Origin of the sequence: Blastomonas sp. RAC04, assembly GCF_001713435.1 — a bacterium.
GTDB lineage: Bacteria > Pseudomonadota > Alphaproteobacteria > Sphingomonadales > Sphingomonadaceae > Blastomonas > Blastomonas fulva.
The window spans coordinates 367,026-384,496 of sequence record NZ_CP016460.1 but is presented as its reverse complement, the minus strand read 5'-3'; the positions used below and the strand labels follow the sequence as shown (position 1 = coordinate 384,496).

Here is a 17,471-nt window from a genome sequence, read left to right as displayed (position 1 = left end):
CCCCGTCAGCCCTGACGGGCTGCCACCTCCCCGTACCGGGAGAGGATTTGATGGCGCTTGCGATCCGGCGACCGGCAATTGGGCCGCACCATAACCCCCTGTCCCAAAAAAATGCACCCGCCTGTTTGGCGTCCGACCAAAAAGTCGCTAATGGCGGCGAAATATGGGCAAAATTACAACACCAGGCGCGATCCGCGGGACGCAGGACATCTTCGGGCAGGACCAGGAGCGGTTCGGCCATGTCGTCGATACGTTCGATCGCGTGCGCCGTCTCTACAACTTCCGCCGGGTCGAGATGCCGGTGTTCGAGGCAACCGCGGTGTTCGCCCGATCGCTCGGCGAAACCACCGATGTCGTCAGCAAGGAAATGTACTCGTTCGACGACAAGGGCGGCGATTCGCTGACCCTTCGGCCTGAATTCACCGCGGGCCTCGCGCGCGCGTACCTCACCAACGGCTGGCAGCAATATTCGCCGCTCAAGCTTGCGACGCACGGCCCCCTGTTCCGTTATGAGCGCCCGCAAAAGGGCCGCTATCGCCAGTTCCACCAGATCGATGCCGAGATCATCGGTGCAGCCGAACCACAAGCAGACGTCGAACTGCTGGTGATGGCCGACCAGATCCTGCGCGAGCTTGGCATCACCGAAGGCGTGACGCTGCAGCTCAACACTTTGGGCGATACCGCCAGCCGCGATGCCTGGCGTGCCGCGCTGATCGAGCATTTCCGCGCACATGGCGGCGATCTGTCGAAGGATTCGCAGGACCGCCTCGAGCGAAATCCGCTGCGCATCCTCGACAGCAAGGAAGCGCAGGACCGCCCCATCGCCGACAGCGCGCCCGATATCGACGCCTATCTCACCGACGAGGCGGGTGCTTTCTTCGAAAGCGTGACGAACGGCCTCGACGCCGCGGGTGTCGCCTGGACGCGCAATGCGCGACTTGTGCGCGGGCTCGATTACTATCGCCACACCGCGTTCGAGTTCGTCACCGACCGGCTGGGCGCGCAGGGTACGGTGCTCGGCGGCGGGCGCTATGACGGGCTGATCGAGAACCTCGGCGGGCCTCACACGCCTGCGGTTGGATGGGCTGCTGGGATCGAGCGGCTGGCGATGTTGTGTGACGATGCCGTGCTCGGCGGCGGGCTCGACGTCATCATCGCGCTGGAGGACGACCGCGCGCTCGCCGATGCCACGTCGGCGCAGGCCACCTTGCGCAACCACGGCATTTCGAGCGACATGATCGCCACCGGCTCGCCGCGCAAGCGCTATGACAAGGCGGCAAAGATCAACGCCAGCCTGCTGATTTCCTTCCAGCACGACGGCGCGGCAGCCAAAGCGAACATCAAGGCTGCGCCGGACAGCGAACTGCACGCAAGGGTTGCCGCGCTGCTGCAGAGTAGCGCCAGCAACTGATGCCCCCTGCCTCGCCTTCCCCCACCTTTCGTCGCCCCCCTGAACGTGTTTCAGGGCCCGTTTCTCCCCCCGCGTGTTGGATGGATGGGGCACGATGGGTCCTGGAACAAGTTCAGCATGACGAAGATTGCGAGCGTCTGCCATGACCCGCATCTCGCCCGAACGCATCGCGCAGATCGAGGCGCGGTATCAGGAGCTGCAGGCGCGGATGGCGTCGGGGGCGCTCGATGGCGAGGAGTTCGTGCGCACCTCGAAGGACTATGCCGAGCTCGAGCCGGTCGCGCGCGCGGCGGGCGAGGTGCGCCGGCTGCGCGCCGAGCTGGAAGTACTCCAGGGCCTGATCGCCGCGCCCGAGTCCGAGCCCGAGATCATCGAGATGGCCGCCGAGGAAGCGCAGGACCTGCGCGAGCGGCTGCCCGCAGCCGAACAGCAACTGGCCATCCAGCTGCTGCCGCGCGATAGCGCCGACATGCGCCCGGCGATGCTCGAAATCCGCGCAGGCACGGGCGGCGATGAGGCCGCGCTGTTCGCGGGCGACCTGTTGCGGATGTATTCGCGCTTTGCCGAAGAGCAGGGCTGGCGGATCGAGATCATGTCGGCCAGCGCTTCGGATGTCGGCGGCTTCAAGGAGGTCATCGCCTCGGTCAACGGCGCAGGCGTGTTCGCCAAGCTGAAATACGAAAGCGGCGTCCACCGAGTGCAGCGCGTGCCGGTGACCGAAAGCGGGGGGCGGATCCATACGTCAGCGGCCACCGTCGCGGTGCTCCCCGAGCCCGAAGCGGTCGATATCCAGATCAACGACAACGACCTGCGCATCGATGTCTATCGCGCGTCGGGATCGGGCGGGCAGCACGTCAACACCACAGACAGCGCGGTGCGCATCACCCACCTGCCCTCTGGTCTTGTCGTGACGCAGCAGGACGAAAAGTCGCAGCACAAGAACAAGGCCAAGGCGCTCAAGGTCCTGGGCGCACGGCTGTACGAGCTCGAGCGCAGCAAGGCCGCCGCGACCGAGGCCGATGCGCGCAAGTCGATGGTCGGGTCAGGCGACCGGTCCGAACGCATCCGCACCTACAATTTCCCGCAAGGCCGGGTGACCGACCACCGCATCAACCTGACATTGCACCGGCTCGACGAGATCCTGGCGGGTGCGGGGCTGAGCGAACTGATCGACGCGCTTACCGCGCAGGACCAGGCGAGCCGGCTTGCCAACATGGAGATGGCGGGGTGATGGGTCATCGCTGCGCTGCCGGTGAGCCTTTGCGCTACAGGCAGACATCACTGATTCAGCTGAGGACCGGTCAATGCCGTACGCCCTGTCAAACCTCCGCTCAGCCCGAGCTTGTCGAAGGCACCGCTATACGGCCGGCGTGGGTGCGCGGCCTTCGACAGGCTCAGGCTGAGCGGGGTTGGTGATGACCATCGCAGAGGCACTGCGCGAGGCAACGCAGACGCTGGCTCGCGTCTCCGACACCCCGCGGCTCGATGCCGAACTGCTGATGGCGCACACCTTCGGCATCTCACGCAGCACATTGCTGCTGAACCGAATGCGCGATGACGTTCCAGCTGCATTCGCCGCGTTGATCGCCCGCCGCTCGGCGCATGAGCCCGTGGCGTATATCACCGGAAGGCAGGACTTCTGGACACTGACACTCAAGGTGACGCCGGCGGTGCTGATCCCGCGCGCCGACAGCGAGACGCTGATCGAGGCGGCGATCAGTGCCCTGACCGAGCGGCCGCCAGCGCGAATCCTCGACCTTGGCACCGGATCGGGGGCACTGTTGCTCGCGGCGCTCGCGCAGTGGCCAGACGCGCAAGGCGTCGGCGTCGATGCCAGCGCCGACGCGCTGGCCATCGCGCAGTCGAATGCCACCGCGCTCGGCTTTGGCAATCGCGCCAAGATGCTGCCTGGCGACTGGCGCCACCCCGGCTGGCAGCAGCCCCTGCCCGGCCCGTTCGACCTGATCGTGTGCAACCCGCCTTATGTGGAGACCACCGCTGCGCTCGCGCCGCAGGTGATGGAACACGAGCCGCACTGCGCGCTGTTTGCAGGCGAAGACGGTCTGGATGATTATCGCATCCTCATCCCCGCGCTCCCCGCACTGCTTGCGCCGCAAGGCATCGCGATCCTCGAGATCGGCGCGGGCCAGCGGGAGGATGTTGCTGCGCTGGCAACCGCAAGCGGCTTTGCCGTGGATTGCCGACAGGACCTCGCCGGACACGACCGCGCACTGATATTGCGTCCCGGAAGGCCGGATTGATATTTCGCTTGGCAAGGCATTGGCGACCCGCTACCACCGGGACAGCAAGGCAGGTGACGTTGGCAGATGGCCCGTCACGCTTGCTGACCCCAGTCATCTTATTAGGGCAGCTATCAAGGCCACTCAAAGCGGATGAAAGGCTTGGGACGCGCCGCGCACCACAAGGTGTCGGGCTGCACGGGCGCGCAGAGGACACGCAGGCAATTTGCGACTGATAAGGAAGCGTCTAAATTGAACAACAATCGTGGAACGAGCCGTCGTCGCGGCCGTGGCAATAACCGTCCGCAGCCCACTGGCCGGAGCGGTGGCATGGACCAGGGCAACCGCATCGACAGCCGGGCGCGTGGCAATGCCACCCAGATGCTCGAAAAATACAAGAAGATGGCGCACGATGCGCAGATGAACGGCGACCGCGTGGCCACCGAATATTATCTGCAGTTTGCCGATCACTATTTCCGCGTGCTCGCCGACAACCGCGCCCGGCAGGACGAATATCGTCGTCCGCGCGAGGACCAGGGCCGCGATGCCGGCGGCGATTACGCCGATGACGATGACGACAACGGCGGCTATCCGGGCCAGGGCAACAGCCAGCGCGGCTACACCTCTTCGCTCGATCACGCCGACGAACAGTCGCGCGGCAATCAGGATGACGATCAGGACGAAGGCGACGACGACAACCGTGGCAATATCCGTCCGGTCAGCCGTCAGAACGAGGGGCGTCAGAACGAAGGCCGCCAGAACGACAGCCGCCAAAATGATGGCCGCCAGAATGAGGGCCGTCAGAATGAGGGCCGTCAGAATGAGGCGCGGCGGGAACGGCGTCCGCGCGAGGACCGTCCCGACCAGCGCGACACCAATCGCGATGCCAACCGCAACGACGATGCCGGCGGCGAGCGTCCGTCGCGCCAGCGCAACGAACGCACGCTGCGCCCGCAGCCGCGCGACGATGCTTCGCAGGCGCCCTCGCCCGCAGCATCGAGCGATGGCGACCAGGCACCGCCGCGTCGCGGCCGCGGTCGTCCGCCCCGCGCTGTCGAAGCATCAGAAGGCAACGGCCTGGATCCGATGATCCTGCCGCCCGCCATCGGTGCCGCGCCCGAGACAGCCTCTGCCGACTCCGAAGCGGCCAAGCCCAAGCGCCGCGCAGCTCCGCGTCGCAAGGCCGCGGAATCGGGCGATGTCGAAGCAGCCGCAGCCGATAGCTGAGGCGTCGGATTTCCTGCCCCCGACGGGGCAGGAACCGCAAACGAGAAAGGGGTGCGATCCGGCATGGATCGCACCCCTTTCTCGTTTGCGGTTACCCGGCCGGTTTCAGTAGCGCTGCTGGCGCTCGTACAGATCGCGGTAATGCTGGATACGGGTCACCCTGAGGCCGGGCATGCCCGACCGGTCGACAGCCCGCTGCCACGAGGCGAATTCTTCCAGCGTCAGATCGTAACGCTCGCACACCTCGTCGATGGTCAGCAGCCCGCCATTGACGGCAGCCACGACCTCGGCCTTGCGACGAACCACCCAGCGCTTCGTGCCGGGGGCCGGCAGATTGTCCAGCGTCAGCGGCTCGCCGAGCGGACCGATGACCTGTGCTGGTTTGATTTTCTGATTCTCGATCATCATGTCCTCAAAAGGCCTGATTTGTAAAAAGGGGTGCGTGGGAACGGAGTAACCGAGCGGCTTTGCGATTGACTGAAGCAGAATGGTAAACGTCAGTTTCACCTTGCTGCTGCGCCACGCCGAACCGGTCGAGCGCCACGGCAAAGTGCGGATTGAAGCTTCCCCTGGCAACATGGTCGGCACTGCCGGTACCGGCAAACAGCGCCATCAGCGCATCCTTGCCAGGACGCGCAGCAGGCTCCGCCAGTCGGCCATGCCTGCGCGCCATCACCGGCGCGAAGGCCAGCACGCGCAGGATGTCCATATCCAGCCGACGCAGGCTGATCGCAGCGCTGCTGACCGGAATGGGCGTGTCGTGGGGGAAGTTCATTTCCATGTTGAGCCGTCTACCAACCAATCCGTAAGAGCAGGTAAAAGCTGCCTTCATCGCTGATTAGCCTTGGTTAATTCGGCATGACCAGCGGGGAGAGAGCCCCGGATTTCCGCCATTTCGAAGCCGAAAGGAACCGGCAAAATTTTGCCGGTGCGGGGTGGCAGAAAGCTGCCGCGACCGCTACATGATGCCCCATGAACGCCCTTCCCACCCCCGATTTCCAGCTGAACGGCGATATGAAGGCCCGGCGAATCGTCGTGGCGATGTCGGGCGGAGTCGATTCGTCGGTGGTCGCAGGGCTGGCCGCGGCAACCGGCGCGGAAACGATCGGCATCACACTGCAGCTTTATGATCATGGCGCAGCGGTCAAGCGCGCAGGATCGTGCTGTGCCGGGCAGGATATCCGCGATGCGCGCGCGGTCGCCGATCGCCTCGGCATATCGCATTACGTGTTCGACCATGAAAGCCGCTTCCGCGAATCCGTGGTCGAGCGGTTTGCCGACGAGTATATGGCGGGACGCACCCCGATCCCCTGCATCCAGTGCAACATGGGGGTGAAGTTCACCGACCTGCTGCAGATGGCGCGCGATCTGGGGGCCGATTGCCTCGCCACCGGCCACTATGTCCGTCGCATGACGGGTAGCGATGGCCGCTCCGAACTGCACCGCGCGCTCGATCCGGCGCGCGACCAGAGCTATTTCCTGTTCGCGACCACCGATGCGCAGATGGATTTCCTGCGCTTCCCGCTGGGCGATCTGCCCAAGCCCCAGGTGCGCGCGCTGGCGCAGCAGATGGGGCTGATCAATGCGGCCAAGCCCGACAGCCAGGACATCTGCTTCGTCCCCGATGGCGATTATGCCTCGGTGGTGCGCAAGGTCCGCCCCGATGCCGACACCGGCGGGACGATCGTGCACATCGACGGCCGCGTGCTGGGCGAGCACAAGGGGCTGATCCATTTCACCATCGGCCAGCGCAAAGGGCTCGAGATCGGCGGCCAGCCCGAGCCGCTGTATGTCGTGAAGCTCGATGCCGCGACGCGGCGCGTCGTCGTCGGCCCGCGCGAAGCGCTGGCGACCCGGGCTGCGCAGATCGTCGACATGAACTGGATCGGCGGCGCCTATGAAGGGCCGATGGAGGTCAAGGTACGCTCGCTGGCCAAGCCCGCGTCCGCGCGCATCGAGGGCACCGGTGCCGACCGGCGGCTGGTGTTCCTGCGACCCGAATACGGCGTTGCGCCGGGACAGGCAGCGGTGCTCTATGCCGGCACCCGCGTGCTCGGCGGCGGCTGGATCGCCAGCACCGAGCCGGTCGAGCCCGCACTCGCCGCCTGAAGCGGTTCGCTCTCAACAATCCACGCCAGTTGGGCTATCCCGGTCATCAGGGGACGAGTGTGCGCATATTGCCAGCCTTGATGATGACAGCGGTAGCTAAGCTGGCCTCCCCGGTGTGTGCGCAGGCGCCCGCAGAGGACGGCCTGACCATCTCGGGCACCGTGCGCGTCCGCTATGAAATGCTCGAGGGCCAGTACCGCCCCGCTTTGCCCCCGCGCGACGATGCCCTCACAACCCAGACCGCGATCGCCCTAGATTATCGCAGCGGGCACTGGCACCTGTCCGCCGAGTTGATCGATGCGCGGGGCTATTGGATCGATGCACCCGGCGCCGTCAGCACCAGCGAGGTCGACGCGATGGAGCTCAGCCGCGCCTCGATCGCCTATCGCGACGGCCCGGTCGAGATCACCGCGGGGCGGCTGCATCTCAATCTGGGTTCGCGCAGGCTGGCGGCGCGCAACGCGTTCCGCAACACCACCAACAGCTTCACGGGGCTGCGGCTGGACTGGCACGGGCGCAGCGGCGACACGCTGACCGCCTTCTATACGCTGCCGCACACTCGGCTGCCCTCCGACCGGGCGGCGCTGATCGACAACCGGGTGCGCTGGGACCGCGAGAGCTTCGACCTTGCCTTCTGGGGGGCGCATTACACCCGTCCCGACCTGTTCGGCGGCATCACGCTGCAGGCGAACGTCTTCCGCCTGAACGAGCGCGACGGCGACAACGGCCCCAACCGCAATCGCCAGTTGCTCACCGCAGGTGCGCGGCTGCATCGCGCGCCGCAGGCGGGGAGCTGGGATATCGACATGGAGGGCGCGGTGCAGACCGGCAGCATCCGCCAGTCGATCGCGCCGGGAGCGCCCCGCCAGGATGTCCGCGCGTTCTTTGCGCATGCAGAGCTTGGCTTCAGTCCCGACCTGCCGGGGCATCCGCGGATTTCGGCGCTGTTCGATATCGCCAGCGGGGATGATCCGCGCAGCGCGAGCTTCACGCGGTTCGACACGCTGTTCGGCGCGCGCCGCTGGGAATTCGGACCCAGCGGGATTTTCGGCGCGCTGGCGCGGACCAACATCCTCGCGCCGGGGCTGCGGCTGGAAACCGCGCCCGCCCCGCGCTGGGACGTGATGGCGCTGTGGCGTCCCACCTGGGTGCACAGCCGCCGCGACCGGTTCAGCAACACCGGCCCTGCCGACCCGACCGGCACACCCGGTCGCTTTGCAGGGCATATGATCGAGGTCAGGCTTGGCCATTGGCTGGTCGAGAACAGACTGCGGCTTGAGGCTGGCACGGCGGTGCTCACCAGTGGCGCGCTGCTGGAGACTGCACCCAATGCGCCGCGGTTCGGCGATACGCGCTATGCCTATGGCCAGATGACAGTGAGCTTCTGATCCTTTGCGGATCAGCGCACTGCCTCGCGCTCCTTTTCGGTCATCAGCACGCAGCCCCAGCCCTGGCGGTATTCCGCGCTTTCGCTGGCCATCAGCGGAACCGTGGCATCGATTCGCTTGGCATTGCCGGCTTCGCTGAGGCTGACGATCTCCATCCCCGGCTCGAGATCCTTCTCGCAATCGTCGAGGCCGCGCCCGCCGATATAGCGGCACGAGCACACCACGCGCGCAGAATAGGCAGCGCCGGTCTGGCTGTAGGCGCGCATTGCGGGCAGAGCATAGATGATGGCCGCGACCAGCAGCAGCGCCAGCGCCAGCAGCACCCATTTGACCCTGCCGCGCCCGCTGCCGCCCTGCATTGCGCTGATATTTCGAGTTGCCATTGATCCCCGCCTGATTGATGGAAGCACGCATGAAGCACCGCATCCTCCTTGCCCTTGCCGCAACCGGCCTTCTGGGCGCAACCGCTTTCAGCCTTTACGGCATCGAGAGCAAGGCCGCCGACGGCGGCGAGACGATGATCGCGGCGGTACCGGGCGTGTCGACGGAAGCGCTGAGTGCCGAGATCGACCGGCTGTTTGCCGAAGACGAGATGGAAGAGACCCGCGCGCTGCTGATCGTGCGCGGCGGCGAGATCGTCGCCGAGCGTTATGCGCCGGGCTATGACCGCGACACCCGTTTCATCAGCTGGTCGATGGCCAAGAGCGTGACCGCGGTGCTGGTCGGGCTGATGGTCGCCGATGGCAGGCTGGCGCTCGATGCCCCCGCCCCGGTGCCCGACTGGCAGCGCCCTGGCGATCCACGCGGCGCGATCACGCTGCGGCACCTGCTGCACATGGCATCGGGGCTGCAGCATACCGAGGCAGGCGATCCACCCTATGAATCTGACGAGGTGCGGATGCTGTTCCTCGACGGGCGCAACGACATGGTACGCTATGCCGCCAGCCAGCCGCTGGAGGCCGAGCCCGGATCGAAGTTCGAATATTCGACCAACACCACCGTGATCCTCAGCGACATCATCACCCGGCAGCTGACCGACAGCAAGGACCCCGAGGTCCGCCGCCGAGCCATGCTCGACTATATGCGCGGGCGGCTGTTCGAACCTCTGGGCATCACCTCGATGGTACCGGAGTTCGATTCCTCGGGCACGATGATCGGCGGATCGATCATCCAGGGCAACGCGCGCGACTGGGCGAAGTTCGGCGAGTTCCTGCGCAACAAGGGTTCGATCGCGGGCAACCAGTTCCTGACGCGCGGCTGGGTCGATTTCATGCTCACCAGCTCGCCCAACAATCCGACCTATGGCGGACATATCTGGCTCAACAAGCCGAACGCCGCCGGGCAGCGCAAGATTCTCTATCCCGATCTGCTGCCCGGCGACGTCTTCGCGGCGCAGGGCCATCTGGGCCAGTTCGTCATCGTCAGCCCCAGCCAGCGGCTGACGATCGTGCGGCTGGGCAAGACGCAGGACAACGAACTGGACCCGGTCAAGGCGCAGCTCGGCAAAATCGCGGCGCTCTTCCCCAGGGGATAGGCGGATCGGCCGCGGTCTGGCACACTGCGCCCCGGACTGGGAACTGGGGGACACGGCATGGGCTGGAGCAAACGGAGCGCTGTCATCGCAGCGATGGTGATGGTGACGATGGTGCCGGCCTATCCGGCGCTGGCGGAAACGGCATCGCATGACGCAGCGGCGCAGGCGGGATCGCCTGCACCTTTCGTCGCGGCGGATTTCCAGGTGCCAACGCTGGTCGAAGCGCCCGGGTTCAAGGTCGTCCCGCTGGGCCCCGAACTGGTCGATATCGATTTCGCAGCCTACATGTCCTCGATCGAGCACCTGCAGACGACCTTCACGCGGTCCACAAGCTGGCCGCACGCCAACGTGTCCGCCGCCGATGCGATGAAGGACATGCAGACCGAGCAGGCGCGGTTCGCCAAGCGCGAGTCCTTCGCCTATGCGGTGCTGACCCCCGACGGCAAGCGCGAGCGCGGCTGCGTCTATGTCTATCCCAGCGAGGTTCCGGGATATGACGCGGTGGTGACGATGTGGGTCACCAAGGCCGAGTTCGATGCAGGCTTCGATGCGGAGCTTTACGCCTGGGCGACCGAGTGGGTGGCGAAGGAGTGGCCGTTTGCGAAGGTTGCTTATCCCGGACGGTCAATCGACTGGGCGACCTGGGATGCGAAGGTGGCGGCGAAATAGGCTTCCATATGAGCTGAACACAAGCGCTCTCCCCTCCCGCCTGCGGGAGGGGAGAAACTTGAGATCAGCGCAGCCGAAACGTCCCCGTCACCACGGTGACGCAATGGCCGCCGAGCACCGCGCGGTCGCTGTCGAGCGTGCAGTGCAGCAGGCCGCCGCGCTTGCTCGCCTGGAATGCGGTGAAGCTGCTGCGCCCCAGCCGTGCCGCCCAGAACGGGGTGAGCACCGCGTGCGCCGATCCCGTGACGCTGTCCTCATCCACCCCTGCCCCCGGCACGAACACCCGGCTGAGCACATCGGTGTCCTTGCCCGGCGCGGTGCAGATGAACTGGTGATCGCCCAGCGCAGCCAGCGCCTTCATGTCCGGCGCAAGCGCCACCACGTCATCGGCATGGTCGAACAGCAGCACGTGATAATCGCCGGGATAGACATGATATTCCGCCGGAAGCGCGCCCAGCGCCGACGTCCAGTCGGGCAGCGGCGCCGGCGATGGCGCATAGGCAGGCAGCGACAGCGCCAGCCGATCGCCGTCGCGTGTCACCACCAGCACGCCCGCCTTGCGCGTGGCGAACCGCACCGTGTCGCCGGCAAAGCCATTCTCGAAGGCATAATGCCCCGATGCCAGCGTCGCATGGCCGCACATCGCGATCTCGACCGCAGGCGTGAACCAGCGCAGCTCGTAATCGGCATCCTCGCTGTCGCTGGGCACGATGAACGCGGTCTCGGCGAAGTTGTTCTCCTCACCGATCGCCTGCAGCACCGCATCGTCGAGCCAGGCATCGAGCGGCATCACCGCTGCCTGGTTGCCGGTGAAGGGCCGGTCGGCAAAGGCATCGATATGGCAATAGGGCAGCGTTGCGGGCAATTGGGTCATGGGTACAGCAGTCCTTCATCCCAGCCGGTGGAAGTGCGGGTGAACACCCGGCGGTGGTGCAGCCGGTGGTCGCGATCCTCCCAGAACTCGATGCGCTGCGGCACGACACGAAATCCTGACCAGTGCGGCGGGCGCGGCACCTGGCTTTCGGCGAACCGCGCTTCCACTTCGGCAAAGCGCTGCTCGAAGATGGCGCGCTCTGGCAGTGGCCGCGACTGGTCGGATGCCCAGGCACCCAGCTGCGAATCGCGCGAGCGGCTGGCGAAATAGGCATCGGCCGTCGCATCGTCGACCGGCTCCACCGGGCCTTCGATACGGATCTGGCGGCGCAGCGATTTCCAGTGAAACAGCAGCGCAGCATTCGGATTGGCGAGCAGTTCGCCTCCCTTGCGGCCCTCGTAATTGGTGTAGAACACGAACCCGTCGGGACCGTGACCCTTGAGCAGCACCATCCGCACCGAGGGGTACCCGGCTGCATCGGCAGTTGCGAGCGCCATGGCGTTGCTGTCGTTGATCTCGGTCTCGCGGGCGCGCCCATACCATTCGTCGAACAGTGCAAAGGGATTGTCAGCCATAATCTTGCATCCTGAAGGTGCCGGTTTCATTGACTGCCTTAATTAGATAAGACAGTGCAGTGGTGTCGGTGCGTCTTAGCGCGCAACGCGCTGGCGATGAACAGGATTTTGCAAAAGGGCTTTGCATCCGATGTGGGAGCAGATTTTCGGGGCCGCCAACCTGCTGGCGATGATCGCCTGGGTGGTGCTCATCCTGGGGCCCCGGCGCGAGATCGTGATGCGCGCGCTCTTCTTCGGTCCAATGCTGATGCTGGCGCTGGGCTATGTCACCGGGCTGACGCTTGTTCTGACCGGGGCGGTTCCGACCGGCGGCGGCGCGAACTTTGCGTCGATCGAAGGCGTGCGCAGCATCTTCTCGAGCGACCCGGGAGTGACGATCGGCTGGGTGCACTATCTCGTTTTCGACCTGTTCGTCGGGCTGTGGATCGCGCGCAATGCCGACGCCCATGGGCTCGTTACGCTCAAAGGCCGGCTGATCCAAGCGCCGATCCTGTTCTTCACCTTTGCCGCTGGGCCATTCGGACTGGCGCTGTATATCGCGCTGCGGGCAATTTTTTTGCGCGGCCGCTCGGCTCATCTGATACCGGCTTGAAAATAGCCCTGCCCCAACCCCAGATATTGTTGTAAATCGGCAACAATGGACATTCTCACCAACGATGGCGACCACATTCATGGCTGATCCCTATGCAATTCTCGGCGTGTCCAAGGGCGCGAGCGAAAAGGACATCAAGAGCGCGTACCGCAAGCTCGCCAAGGAACTGCACCCCGATTACAACAAGGACAATGCGGCAGCCGCAGCGCGCTTCTCCGAAGTGACGCGCGCCTATGACCTGCTTTCCGACAAGGACAAGCGCGCGCGGTTCGACCGGGGCGAAATCGATATCGACGGCAATCCGGCGGCGCCGTTCGGATTTGGCGGTGGCGGCGGCGGATTTCGCCAGCAGGGCCGCGGGAACGAGAATGCGGGTTTTTCGGGCTTCGGCAATGACGGCGTCGACTTTGCCGATATCTTCGACGGGCTGTTCGGCGGGCTGGGTGGCGGCAGCACCTATCGCGGCGCGGGCCGCAGCAGCGCGCCCAAGGGCGCCAATGTCGCCTACAAGCTGGCGGTCGATTTCACCGATGCCGCCGCGCTGAAGCCGCAGCGGATCACGCTGGCCGATGGCAAGACCATCGATCTCAAGCTCCCCAATGGCGTCGAGACCGGCACCAACATGCGCCTGTCCGGCAAGGGCCAGCCCGGCCCCGGCGGCGCGGGCGACGGCATCGTCACCATCGAGGTGCGTAGCCACCGCTTCTTCCGCCGCGATGGCGACAATGTCCGGCTCGATCTGCCGATCACGCTCAAGGAAGCCGTGGCCGGCGGCGAGGTGCGCGTGCCCACCGTCGATGGCGCAGTGATGATGAAGATCAAGCCCGGCAGCCAGTCGGGCCAGCAGATGCGCCTCAAGGGCAAGGGCTTTCACGGCAAGACCGGAGTGCGCGGCGACCAGATCATCGAGCTCCAGATCCGCCTGCCCGAGGGCGGCGATGCCGCGCTGGCGCAGTTCGTCGAGGGCTGGCAGGCCGATTACGACCCGCGTTCAGGCCTGATGGCCTGAACCGACCGCCAGCAATGCCGCTTACCGATCTGTTGAACCCGCACCACCTCCAGCGCGCCTATGCCAAGTCGCTGAAGATCGTCCGCGAGGTCGTGGGCAACGTTGCTGTCCACGGCGGGGTGGTTGCCGGCAATTTCGCGTATCTGGCACTGCTTACCATCTTTCCGTTTTTCATCGTCGCCGCCGCGATGGGCGGAGTGTTCGGGCGCAGCGAATACGGCCAGCAGGCGGTCAACGCCTTTCTCGCCGCGGTTCCGCCCAGCACCGCGTCGGTGATCGCAGCACCGATGGAATCGGCGATGAGCGCGCGCACCGGCCCGCTGCTGTGGCTTGCGGTGATCGTCGGGCTGTGGACCACCGGCAGCCTGATCGAAACGATCCGCTCGCTGATCCGCCGCGCTTATGGCGCCACCTCGGACAAGCCGTTCTGGCGCTACCGGCTGGGGTCGATGGCACTGATCATCATCGCGGTGATCGCCACCATGCTGGCGCTCAGCATGCAGGTTGTGCTGGTGGGGGCGGCAGAAGTGATCGCCGCCAGCTTCCGCTTTCCCGAAGACGCGCTGTCGCTGGTCGCCTTCAGCCAGCTGTTCACCTTTCTGGTGCTGCTCGGCATGCTGTATCTGGTGTTCGGAATGCTCACCCCGACGGTCTATCGCCGCGCAGGCCACCCGATCTGGCCGGGCCCGCTGTTCATCAGCATCTGGTGGATGGTGAGCCTTTCGGTGCTGCCGTTTTTCCTCAGCAATTTTGCCGACTACGACCTCACTTATGGCAGCCTTGCAGGCGTGATGGTCAGCCTCATTTTCTTCTTTCTCATCGGCCTTGCTATGGTAATCGGGGCCGAACTCAACGCGGCCATCGCCCGCGCGCGAGGCGGTGTGTCGCAAGCAACAGCTATTGAATAAGGATATCTCCATGAACGGTTTGATGCAGGGCAAACGCGGCCTGATCATGGGCCTGGCCAACAACAAGTCGCTGGCCTGGGGTATTGCGCAGCAGCTTGCCGCGCAGGGCGCAGAGCTGGCCTTTTCCTATCAGGGCGAGGCGCTGGGCAAGCGGGTCATCCCGCTCGCGGCTGAACTGGGCAGCGATTTCACCTTCGAATGCGACGTGTCGGACATGGACGCGCTCGACAGCGCTTTCGCCACGCTGGCGACACGCTGGCCGACGATCGACTTCGTCGTCCACGCGATCGGATTTTCGGACAAGAACGAGCTGCGCGGCCTGTATGTCGACACCAGCCTCGACAATTTCCTGATGACCATGAACATCTCGGCCTATTCGCTGGTCGCGGTTGCCAAGCGCGCCCGGCCGATGATGCCCAATGGCGGATCGATCGTGACCTTGAGCTATTACGGCGCCGAAAAGGTCATCCCGCATTACAACGTGATGGGTGTCGCCAAGGCCGCGCTGGAGGCGAGCGTCAAGTATCTCGCCAACGATCTGGGGCCGGAGAACATCCGCGTCAACGCGATCTCCGCAGGCCCGATCAAGACGCTGGCGGCGAGCGGCATCGGCGATTTCCGCTACATCCTCAAGTGGAACGAATACAACGCCCCGATGCGCCGCAATGTCACGATCGAGGATGTCGGCGGCGCTGGCCTCTATCTATGCTCGCACCTGTCCTCGGGCGTCACCGGCGAAACCCATCATGTCGATGCCGGCTATCACGTTGTCGGCATGAAGCAGGAAGACGCCCCGGACATCGCGCTTGACTAAAATTGAAAGGCAATGAAATATAGGCGATAATATTTAGACAGGAAGCAATTTGCATGAATACGGAAGCAACCGAGCAAGCCCCCAAGAAAAAACGGGGCTGCGGCTTCTGGATATTGGTTGTGCTTGGAGTGTTTGTTGGCCTGGCTGTACTCGGCTCGCTATTACCGAAACCGACCCCTGAAGAGCAAGCTGCCTTGGCTGCCCAGCAACTCAAAGACGAGCAAGAGGCTGCTCAACAGGAGCAAGCCGAAGCTGAAGCCGAACGAGCAAGCGCGATGAAGGTGACGGCTTCCGAGCTTTTTGGTGCGTACCAGGCTAATGAAATGGCTGCTCAAAAAGCATTCGAGGGCCGACTCTTGGAAGTGTCCGGCACCGTTGATGGAGTCGAACTGGACTTCAGCGATGACCCTGTTGTTAAACTGAAAACACAGAACCAATTCATGCCGGTGAGTGTATATTTGACTGACTCAACCAAGGATCAAGCTGCTGAGCTACGCAAAGGACAGAAAGTGACTTTGCTCTGCCGCGAAATTTCTGAAGTCATATCAATGCCACAATTAAAAGAATGCACATTGGCACCGTGAGGAGTTATTCAATTTACTCGAGGCCCGCCTGCAATGGCTAGTGCCATTAGCCCGACATCCGGCCGGTGCGATGAGGACACCCTGTGGGTGAACCTGTCTGACGGGCGCACCATCGGAGTACCACTGGCGTGGTTTCCCCGGTTGCTCGACGCGACGCCGGAACAGCGTGGGGCGGTTACGCTGTCCCCTGCCGGGCTGCATTGGGAAGAGATTGATGAGGATATTTCCGTTGCAGGCCTGATTGCGGGACGGGGTGACATGACGCGGCCCTCGTCGCGCGCGGCATAGGCTGACCGCACCGACGCAGCGAAAACGTCTATCTGGACAGTGCAGCCGCAATCCCGCAAAGCGCGGGAAATCATCCTGTGCCTGAACGGACTTACCCATGAGCTTCAACACCTTTGGCCGCGTGTTTCGCTTCACCACCTGGGGGGAAAGCCATGGCCCTGCGCTGGGCGCGGTGGTGGATGGGTGCCCGCCGGGGCTGACCCTCAGCGAAGCCGACATCCAGCCCTTCCTCGATGCGCGGCGCCCCGGCACCTCGCGCTTCACCACACAGCGGCAGGAGCCCGATGCGGTTCGGATCCTCTCGGGCGTGTTCGAAGGCCGCACCACCGGCACCCCGATCTCGCTGATGATCGAGAATGTCGACCAGCGCTCCAAGGATTACAGCGAGGTCGCCAAGGCCTATCGCCCCGGCCATGCCGATTACGCCTATGACCGGAAATACGGATTTCGCGATTATCGCGGCGGTGGCCGGTCGAGCGCGCGCGAGACTGCGGCGCGGGTGGCGGCAGGCGGGATTGCCCGGCTGGTGATCCCCGAAGTGACTTTGGTCGCCTATGTCGCCGAACTGGGCGGCGACAGCATCGACCCTGCCCGCTTCGACGCCGCCGAGATCGCCCGCAATCCGTTCTTCTGCCCCGACCCCGAAGCCGCAAAGCGCTGGGAAGCGAAGGTCGATGCCGCGCGCAAATCGGGCAGCTCGCTGGGCGCCGTGGTTGAATGCGTTGCCACCGGCGTTCCTGCCGGCTGGGGCGCGCCGCTCTATGCCAAGCTCGACAGCGAGCTGGCCGCCGCGTGCATGTCGATCAACGCGGTCAAGGGCGTCGAAATCGGCGACGGCTTTGCCGCCGCGCGGCTGAGCGGCGAGCGCAATGCCGACCCGATGCGCCCCGGCGCCGATGGCGATCCCGAATTCCTCGCCAACCATGCCGGCGGCATTGCAGGCGGCATCTCGACAGGCCAGCCAGTGGTGGTGCGCGTCGCCTTCAAGCCGACCAGCTCGATCCTGACCCCGGTCGAGACAATCACCCGTGATGGCGACGCCAGCGAGATCGTCACCAAGGGCCGCCACGACCCGTGCGTCGGCATCCGCGGCACTCCGGTGGTCGAAGCGATGGTGGCGCTGGTTCTTGCCGACCAGAAGCTGCTGCACCGCGCGCAATGCGGCTGATTGTGGCGGGTCTGACACCCTCCCGTTGACGTAAACGTCACAATTCGTCGAACAGCGATTGCCACCCCAACGGTTCTGGGT

Annotated in this window: 20 protein-coding genes; 15 read left to right on the top strand and 5 right to left on the bottom strand. The window is 64.8% G+C overall.

The features are described from left to right. Nucleotides 1–163: 163 nt before the first annotated feature. The 4 genes from hisS to BSY18_RS02815 all read left to right on the top strand — a co-directional run bounded on the left by hisS (nt 164) and on the right by BSY18_RS02815 (nt 4,878). Nucleotides 164–1,411: a histidine--tRNA ligase gene (gene hisS, locus BSY18_RS02830; protein WP_069049586.1), complete on the top strand. Its 1,248-nt coding sequence runs from the start codon at nt 164–166 to the stop codon at nt 1,409–1,411. A gap of 142 nt (nt 1,412–1,553) precedes the next feature. Then, a complete protein-coding gene (gene prfA / locus BSY18_RS02825; protein ID WP_054134381.1) occupies nt 1,554–2,642 on the top strand; it encodes a peptide chain release factor 1 in 1,089 nt (362 codons plus the stop codon). 184 nt (nt 2,643–2,826) lie between these two features. Further along, entirely contained in the window at nt 2,827–3,672 is an 846-nt protein-coding gene (gene prmC / locus BSY18_RS02820; RefSeq protein ID WP_069049585.1) for a peptide chain release factor N(5)-glutamine methyltransferase, read from the top strand. Nucleotides 3,673–3,981: 309 nt separating this feature from the next. Then, on the top strand, nt 3,982–4,878 hold the full coding sequence (locus BSY18_RS02815; protein ID WP_236823434.1) for a DUF4167 domain-containing protein: 897 nt from the start codon (nt 3,982–3,984) through the stop codon (nt 4,876–4,878). A gap of 105 nt (nt 4,879–4,983) precedes the next feature. Here the strand turns inward: BSY18_RS02815 and sciP are convergent, their stop codons facing one another. Then, entirely contained in the window at nt 4,984–5,283 is a 300-nt protein-coding gene (sciP, locus tag BSY18_RS02810; RefSeq protein WP_017670538.1) for a CtrA inhibitor SciP, read from the bottom strand. A gap of 7 nt (nt 5,284–5,290) precedes the next feature. Continuing rightward, nucleotides 5,291–5,710: a hypothetical protein gene (locus BSY18_RS02805; RefSeq protein ID WP_150126190.1), complete on the bottom strand. Its 420-nt coding sequence runs from the start codon at nt 5,708–5,710 to the stop codon at nt 5,291–5,293. Between the two features lie 140 nt (nt 5,711–5,850). Between BSY18_RS02805 and mnmA the strand changes: the two genes are divergently transcribed. Next, nucleotides 5,851–6,987: a tRNA 2-thiouridine(34) synthase MnmA gene (gene mnmA / locus BSY18_RS02800; RefSeq protein WP_069049582.1), complete on the top strand. Its 1,137-nt coding sequence runs from the start codon at nt 5,851–5,853 to the stop codon at nt 6,985–6,987. Between the two features lie 80 nt (nt 6,988–7,067). Then, nucleotides 7,068–8,375 carry an alginate export family protein gene (locus BSY18_RS02795; protein WP_083231278.1) on the top strand — a complete coding sequence of 436 codons (1,308 nt, stop codon included), beginning with the start codon at nt 7,068–7,070 and terminating at the stop codon, nt 8,373–8,375. 11 nt (nt 8,376–8,386) lie between these two features. On the opposite strand, the gene BSY18_RS02790 is transcribed toward BSY18_RS02795, so the two are convergent. After that, on the bottom strand, nt 8,387–8,758 hold the full coding sequence (locus BSY18_RS02790) for a hypothetical protein (RefSeq protein WP_069049581.1): 372 nt from the start codon (nt 8,756–8,758) through the stop codon (nt 8,387–8,389). A gap of 29 nt (nt 8,759–8,787) precedes the next feature. Here BSY18_RS02790 and BSY18_RS02785 point away from each other — a divergent pair, with 29 nt between their 5' ends. Together BSY18_RS02785 and BSY18_RS02780 are read left to right on the top strand one after the other, a co-directional pair. After that, nucleotides 8,788–9,909 (top strand): serine hydrolase domain-containing protein, encoded by a 1,122-nt coding sequence (locus BSY18_RS02785; RefSeq protein WP_083231603.1) that lies wholly within the window; start codon nt 8,788–8,790, stop codon nt 9,907–9,909. A gap of 57 nt (nt 9,910–9,966) precedes the next feature. Continuing rightward, nucleotides 9,967–10,578: a twin-arginine translocation pathway signal protein gene (locus BSY18_RS02780; RefSeq protein WP_069049579.1), complete on the top strand. Its 612-nt coding sequence runs from the start codon at nt 9,967–9,969 to the stop codon at nt 10,576–10,578. A 64-nt stretch (nt 10,579–10,642) separates the two neighbouring features. Here the strand turns inward: BSY18_RS02780 and BSY18_RS02775 are convergent, their stop codons facing one another. Next, the gene (locus BSY18_RS02775) at nt 10,643–11,452 is read right to left on the bottom strand and encodes a PhzF family phenazine biosynthesis protein (RefSeq protein WP_069049578.1); all 810 of its coding nucleotides are present in this window, start codon (nt 11,450–11,452) and stop codon (nt 10,643–10,645) included. Continuing rightward, nucleotides 11,449–12,027, bottom strand: a complete 579-nt coding sequence (pdxH, locus tag BSY18_RS02770; RefSeq protein ID WP_069049577.1) for a pyridoxamine 5'-phosphate oxidase — start codon at nt 12,025–12,027, stop codon at nt 11,449–11,451. Before pdxH ends, BSY18_RS02775 begins: the two co-directional genes overlap by 4 nt. A 130-nt stretch (nt 12,028–12,157) precedes the next feature. Between pdxH and BSY18_RS02765 the strand changes: the two genes are divergently transcribed. The 7 genes from BSY18_RS02765 (at nt 12,158) to aroC (ending at nt 17,390) form a co-directional block, all read left to right on the top strand. Then, complete coding sequence (locus BSY18_RS02765; protein ID WP_069049576.1) at nt 12,158–12,619, top strand: ABA4-like family protein; 462 nt, start codon at nt 12,158–12,160, stop codon at nt 12,617–12,619. Between the two features lie 79 nt (nt 12,620–12,698). Then, nucleotides 12,699–13,628, top strand: coding sequence for a DnaJ C-terminal domain-containing protein (locus BSY18_RS02760; protein ID WP_069051652.1), 930 nt, complete (start codon nt 12,699–12,701; stop codon nt 13,626–13,628). 14 nt (nt 13,629–13,642) lie between these two features. Continuing rightward, on the top strand, nt 13,643–14,536 hold the full coding sequence (locus BSY18_RS02755; protein WP_069049575.1) for a YihY/virulence factor BrkB family protein: 894 nt from the start codon (nt 13,643–13,645) through the stop codon (nt 14,534–14,536). A 10-nt stretch (nt 14,537–14,546) separates the two neighbouring features. Next, complete coding sequence (gene fabI, locus BSY18_RS02750) at nt 14,547–15,350, top strand: enoyl-ACP reductase FabI (protein WP_069049574.1); 804 nt, start codon at nt 14,547–14,549, stop codon at nt 15,348–15,350. A 53-nt stretch (nt 15,351–15,403) separates the two neighbouring features. Continuing rightward, nucleotides 15,404–15,934 carry an OB-fold protein gene (locus BSY18_RS20565; protein ID WP_083231276.1) on the top strand — a complete coding sequence of 177 codons (531 nt, stop codon included), beginning with the start codon at nt 15,404–15,406 and terminating at the stop codon, nt 15,932–15,934. 33 nt (nt 15,935–15,967) lie between these two features. Then, nucleotides 15,968–16,222: a DUF2442 domain-containing protein gene (locus BSY18_RS02740; RefSeq protein ID WP_069049572.1), complete on the top strand. Its 255-nt coding sequence runs from the start codon at nt 15,968–15,970 to the stop codon at nt 16,220–16,222. A gap of 97 nt (nt 16,223–16,319) precedes the next feature. Beyond that, nucleotides 16,320–17,390: a chorismate synthase gene (gene aroC, locus BSY18_RS02735; protein ID WP_069049571.1), complete on the top strand. Its 1,071-nt coding sequence runs from the start codon at nt 16,320–16,322 to the stop codon at nt 17,388–17,390. The last annotated feature ends 81 nt before the right edge of the window (nt 17,391–17,471 follow it).

What these genes read in the sequence shown, in the direction of transcription:
- BSY18_RS02775 (WP_069049578.1), bottom strand. Translation starts at nt 11,452, where the DNA reads ATGACCCAATTGCCCGCAACGCTGCCCTATTGCCATATCGATGCCTTT.
- pdxH (WP_069049577.1), bottom strand. Translation starts at nt 12,027, where the DNA reads ATGGCTGACAATCCCTTTGCACTGTTCGACGAATGGTATGGGCGCGCC.
- prfA (WP_054134381.1), top strand. Translation starts at nt 1,554, where the DNA reads ATGACCCGCATCTCGCCCGAACGCATCGCGCAGATCGAGGCGCGGTAT.
- prmC (WP_069049585.1), top strand. Translation starts at nt 2,827, where the DNA reads ATGACCATCGCAGAGGCACTGCGCGAGGCAACGCAGACGCTGGCTCGC.
- BSY18_RS02815 (WP_236823434.1), top strand. Translation starts at nt 3,982, where the DNA reads ATGGACCAGGGCAACCGCATCGACAGCCGGGCGCGTGGCAATGCCACC.
- mnmA (WP_069049582.1), top strand. Translation starts at nt 5,851, where the DNA reads ATGAACGCCCTTCCCACCCCCGATTTCCAGCTGAACGGCGATATGAAG.
- BSY18_RS02755 (WP_069049575.1), top strand. Translation starts at nt 13,643, where the DNA reads ATGCCGCTTACCGATCTGTTGAACCCGCACCACCTCCAGCGCGCCTAT.
- BSY18_RS02760 (WP_069051652.1), top strand. Translation starts at nt 12,699, where the DNA reads ATGGCTGATCCCTATGCAATTCTCGGCGTGTCCAAGGGCGCGAGCGAA.
- hisS (WP_069049586.1), top strand. Translation starts at nt 164, where the DNA reads ATGGGCAAAATTACAACACCAGGCGCGATCCGCGGGACGCAGGACATC.
- fabI (WP_069049574.1), top strand. Translation starts at nt 14,547, where the DNA reads ATGAACGGTTTGATGCAGGGCAAACGCGGCCTGATCATGGGCCTGGCC.
- BSY18_RS02790 (WP_069049581.1), bottom strand. Translation starts at nt 8,758, where the DNA reads ATGGCAACTCGAAATATCAGCGCAATGCAGGGCGGCAGCGGGCGCGGC.
- BSY18_RS02740 (WP_069049572.1), top strand. Translation starts at nt 15,968, where the DNA reads ATGGCTAGTGCCATTAGCCCGACATCCGGCCGGTGCGATGAGGACACC.
- BSY18_RS02780 (WP_069049579.1), top strand. Translation starts at nt 9,967, where the DNA reads ATGGGCTGGAGCAAACGGAGCGCTGTCATCGCAGCGATGGTGATGGTG.
- BSY18_RS02765 (WP_069049576.1), top strand. Translation starts at nt 12,158, where the DNA reads ATGTGGGAGCAGATTTTCGGGGCCGCCAACCTGCTGGCGATGATCGCC.
- aroC (WP_069049571.1), top strand. Translation starts at nt 16,320, where the DNA reads ATGAGCTTCAACACCTTTGGCCGCGTGTTTCGCTTCACCACCTGGGGG.
- BSY18_RS02805 (WP_150126190.1), bottom strand. Translation starts at nt 5,710, where the DNA reads ATGAAGGCAGCTTTTACCTGCTCTTACGGATTGGTTGGTAGACGGCTC.
- BSY18_RS20565 (WP_083231276.1), top strand. Translation starts at nt 15,404, where the DNA reads ATGAATACGGAAGCAACCGAGCAAGCCCCCAAGAAAAAACGGGGCTGC.
- BSY18_RS02785 (WP_083231603.1), top strand. Translation starts at nt 8,788, where the DNA reads ATGAAGCACCGCATCCTCCTTGCCCTTGCCGCAACCGGCCTTCTGGGC.
- sciP (WP_017670538.1), bottom strand. Translation starts at nt 5,283, where the DNA reads ATGATCGAGAATCAGAAAATCAAACCAGCACAGGTCATCGGTCCGCTC.
- BSY18_RS02795 (WP_083231278.1), top strand. Translation starts at nt 7,068, where the DNA reads ATGATGACAGCGGTAGCTAAGCTGGCCTCCCCGGTGTGTGCGCAGGCG.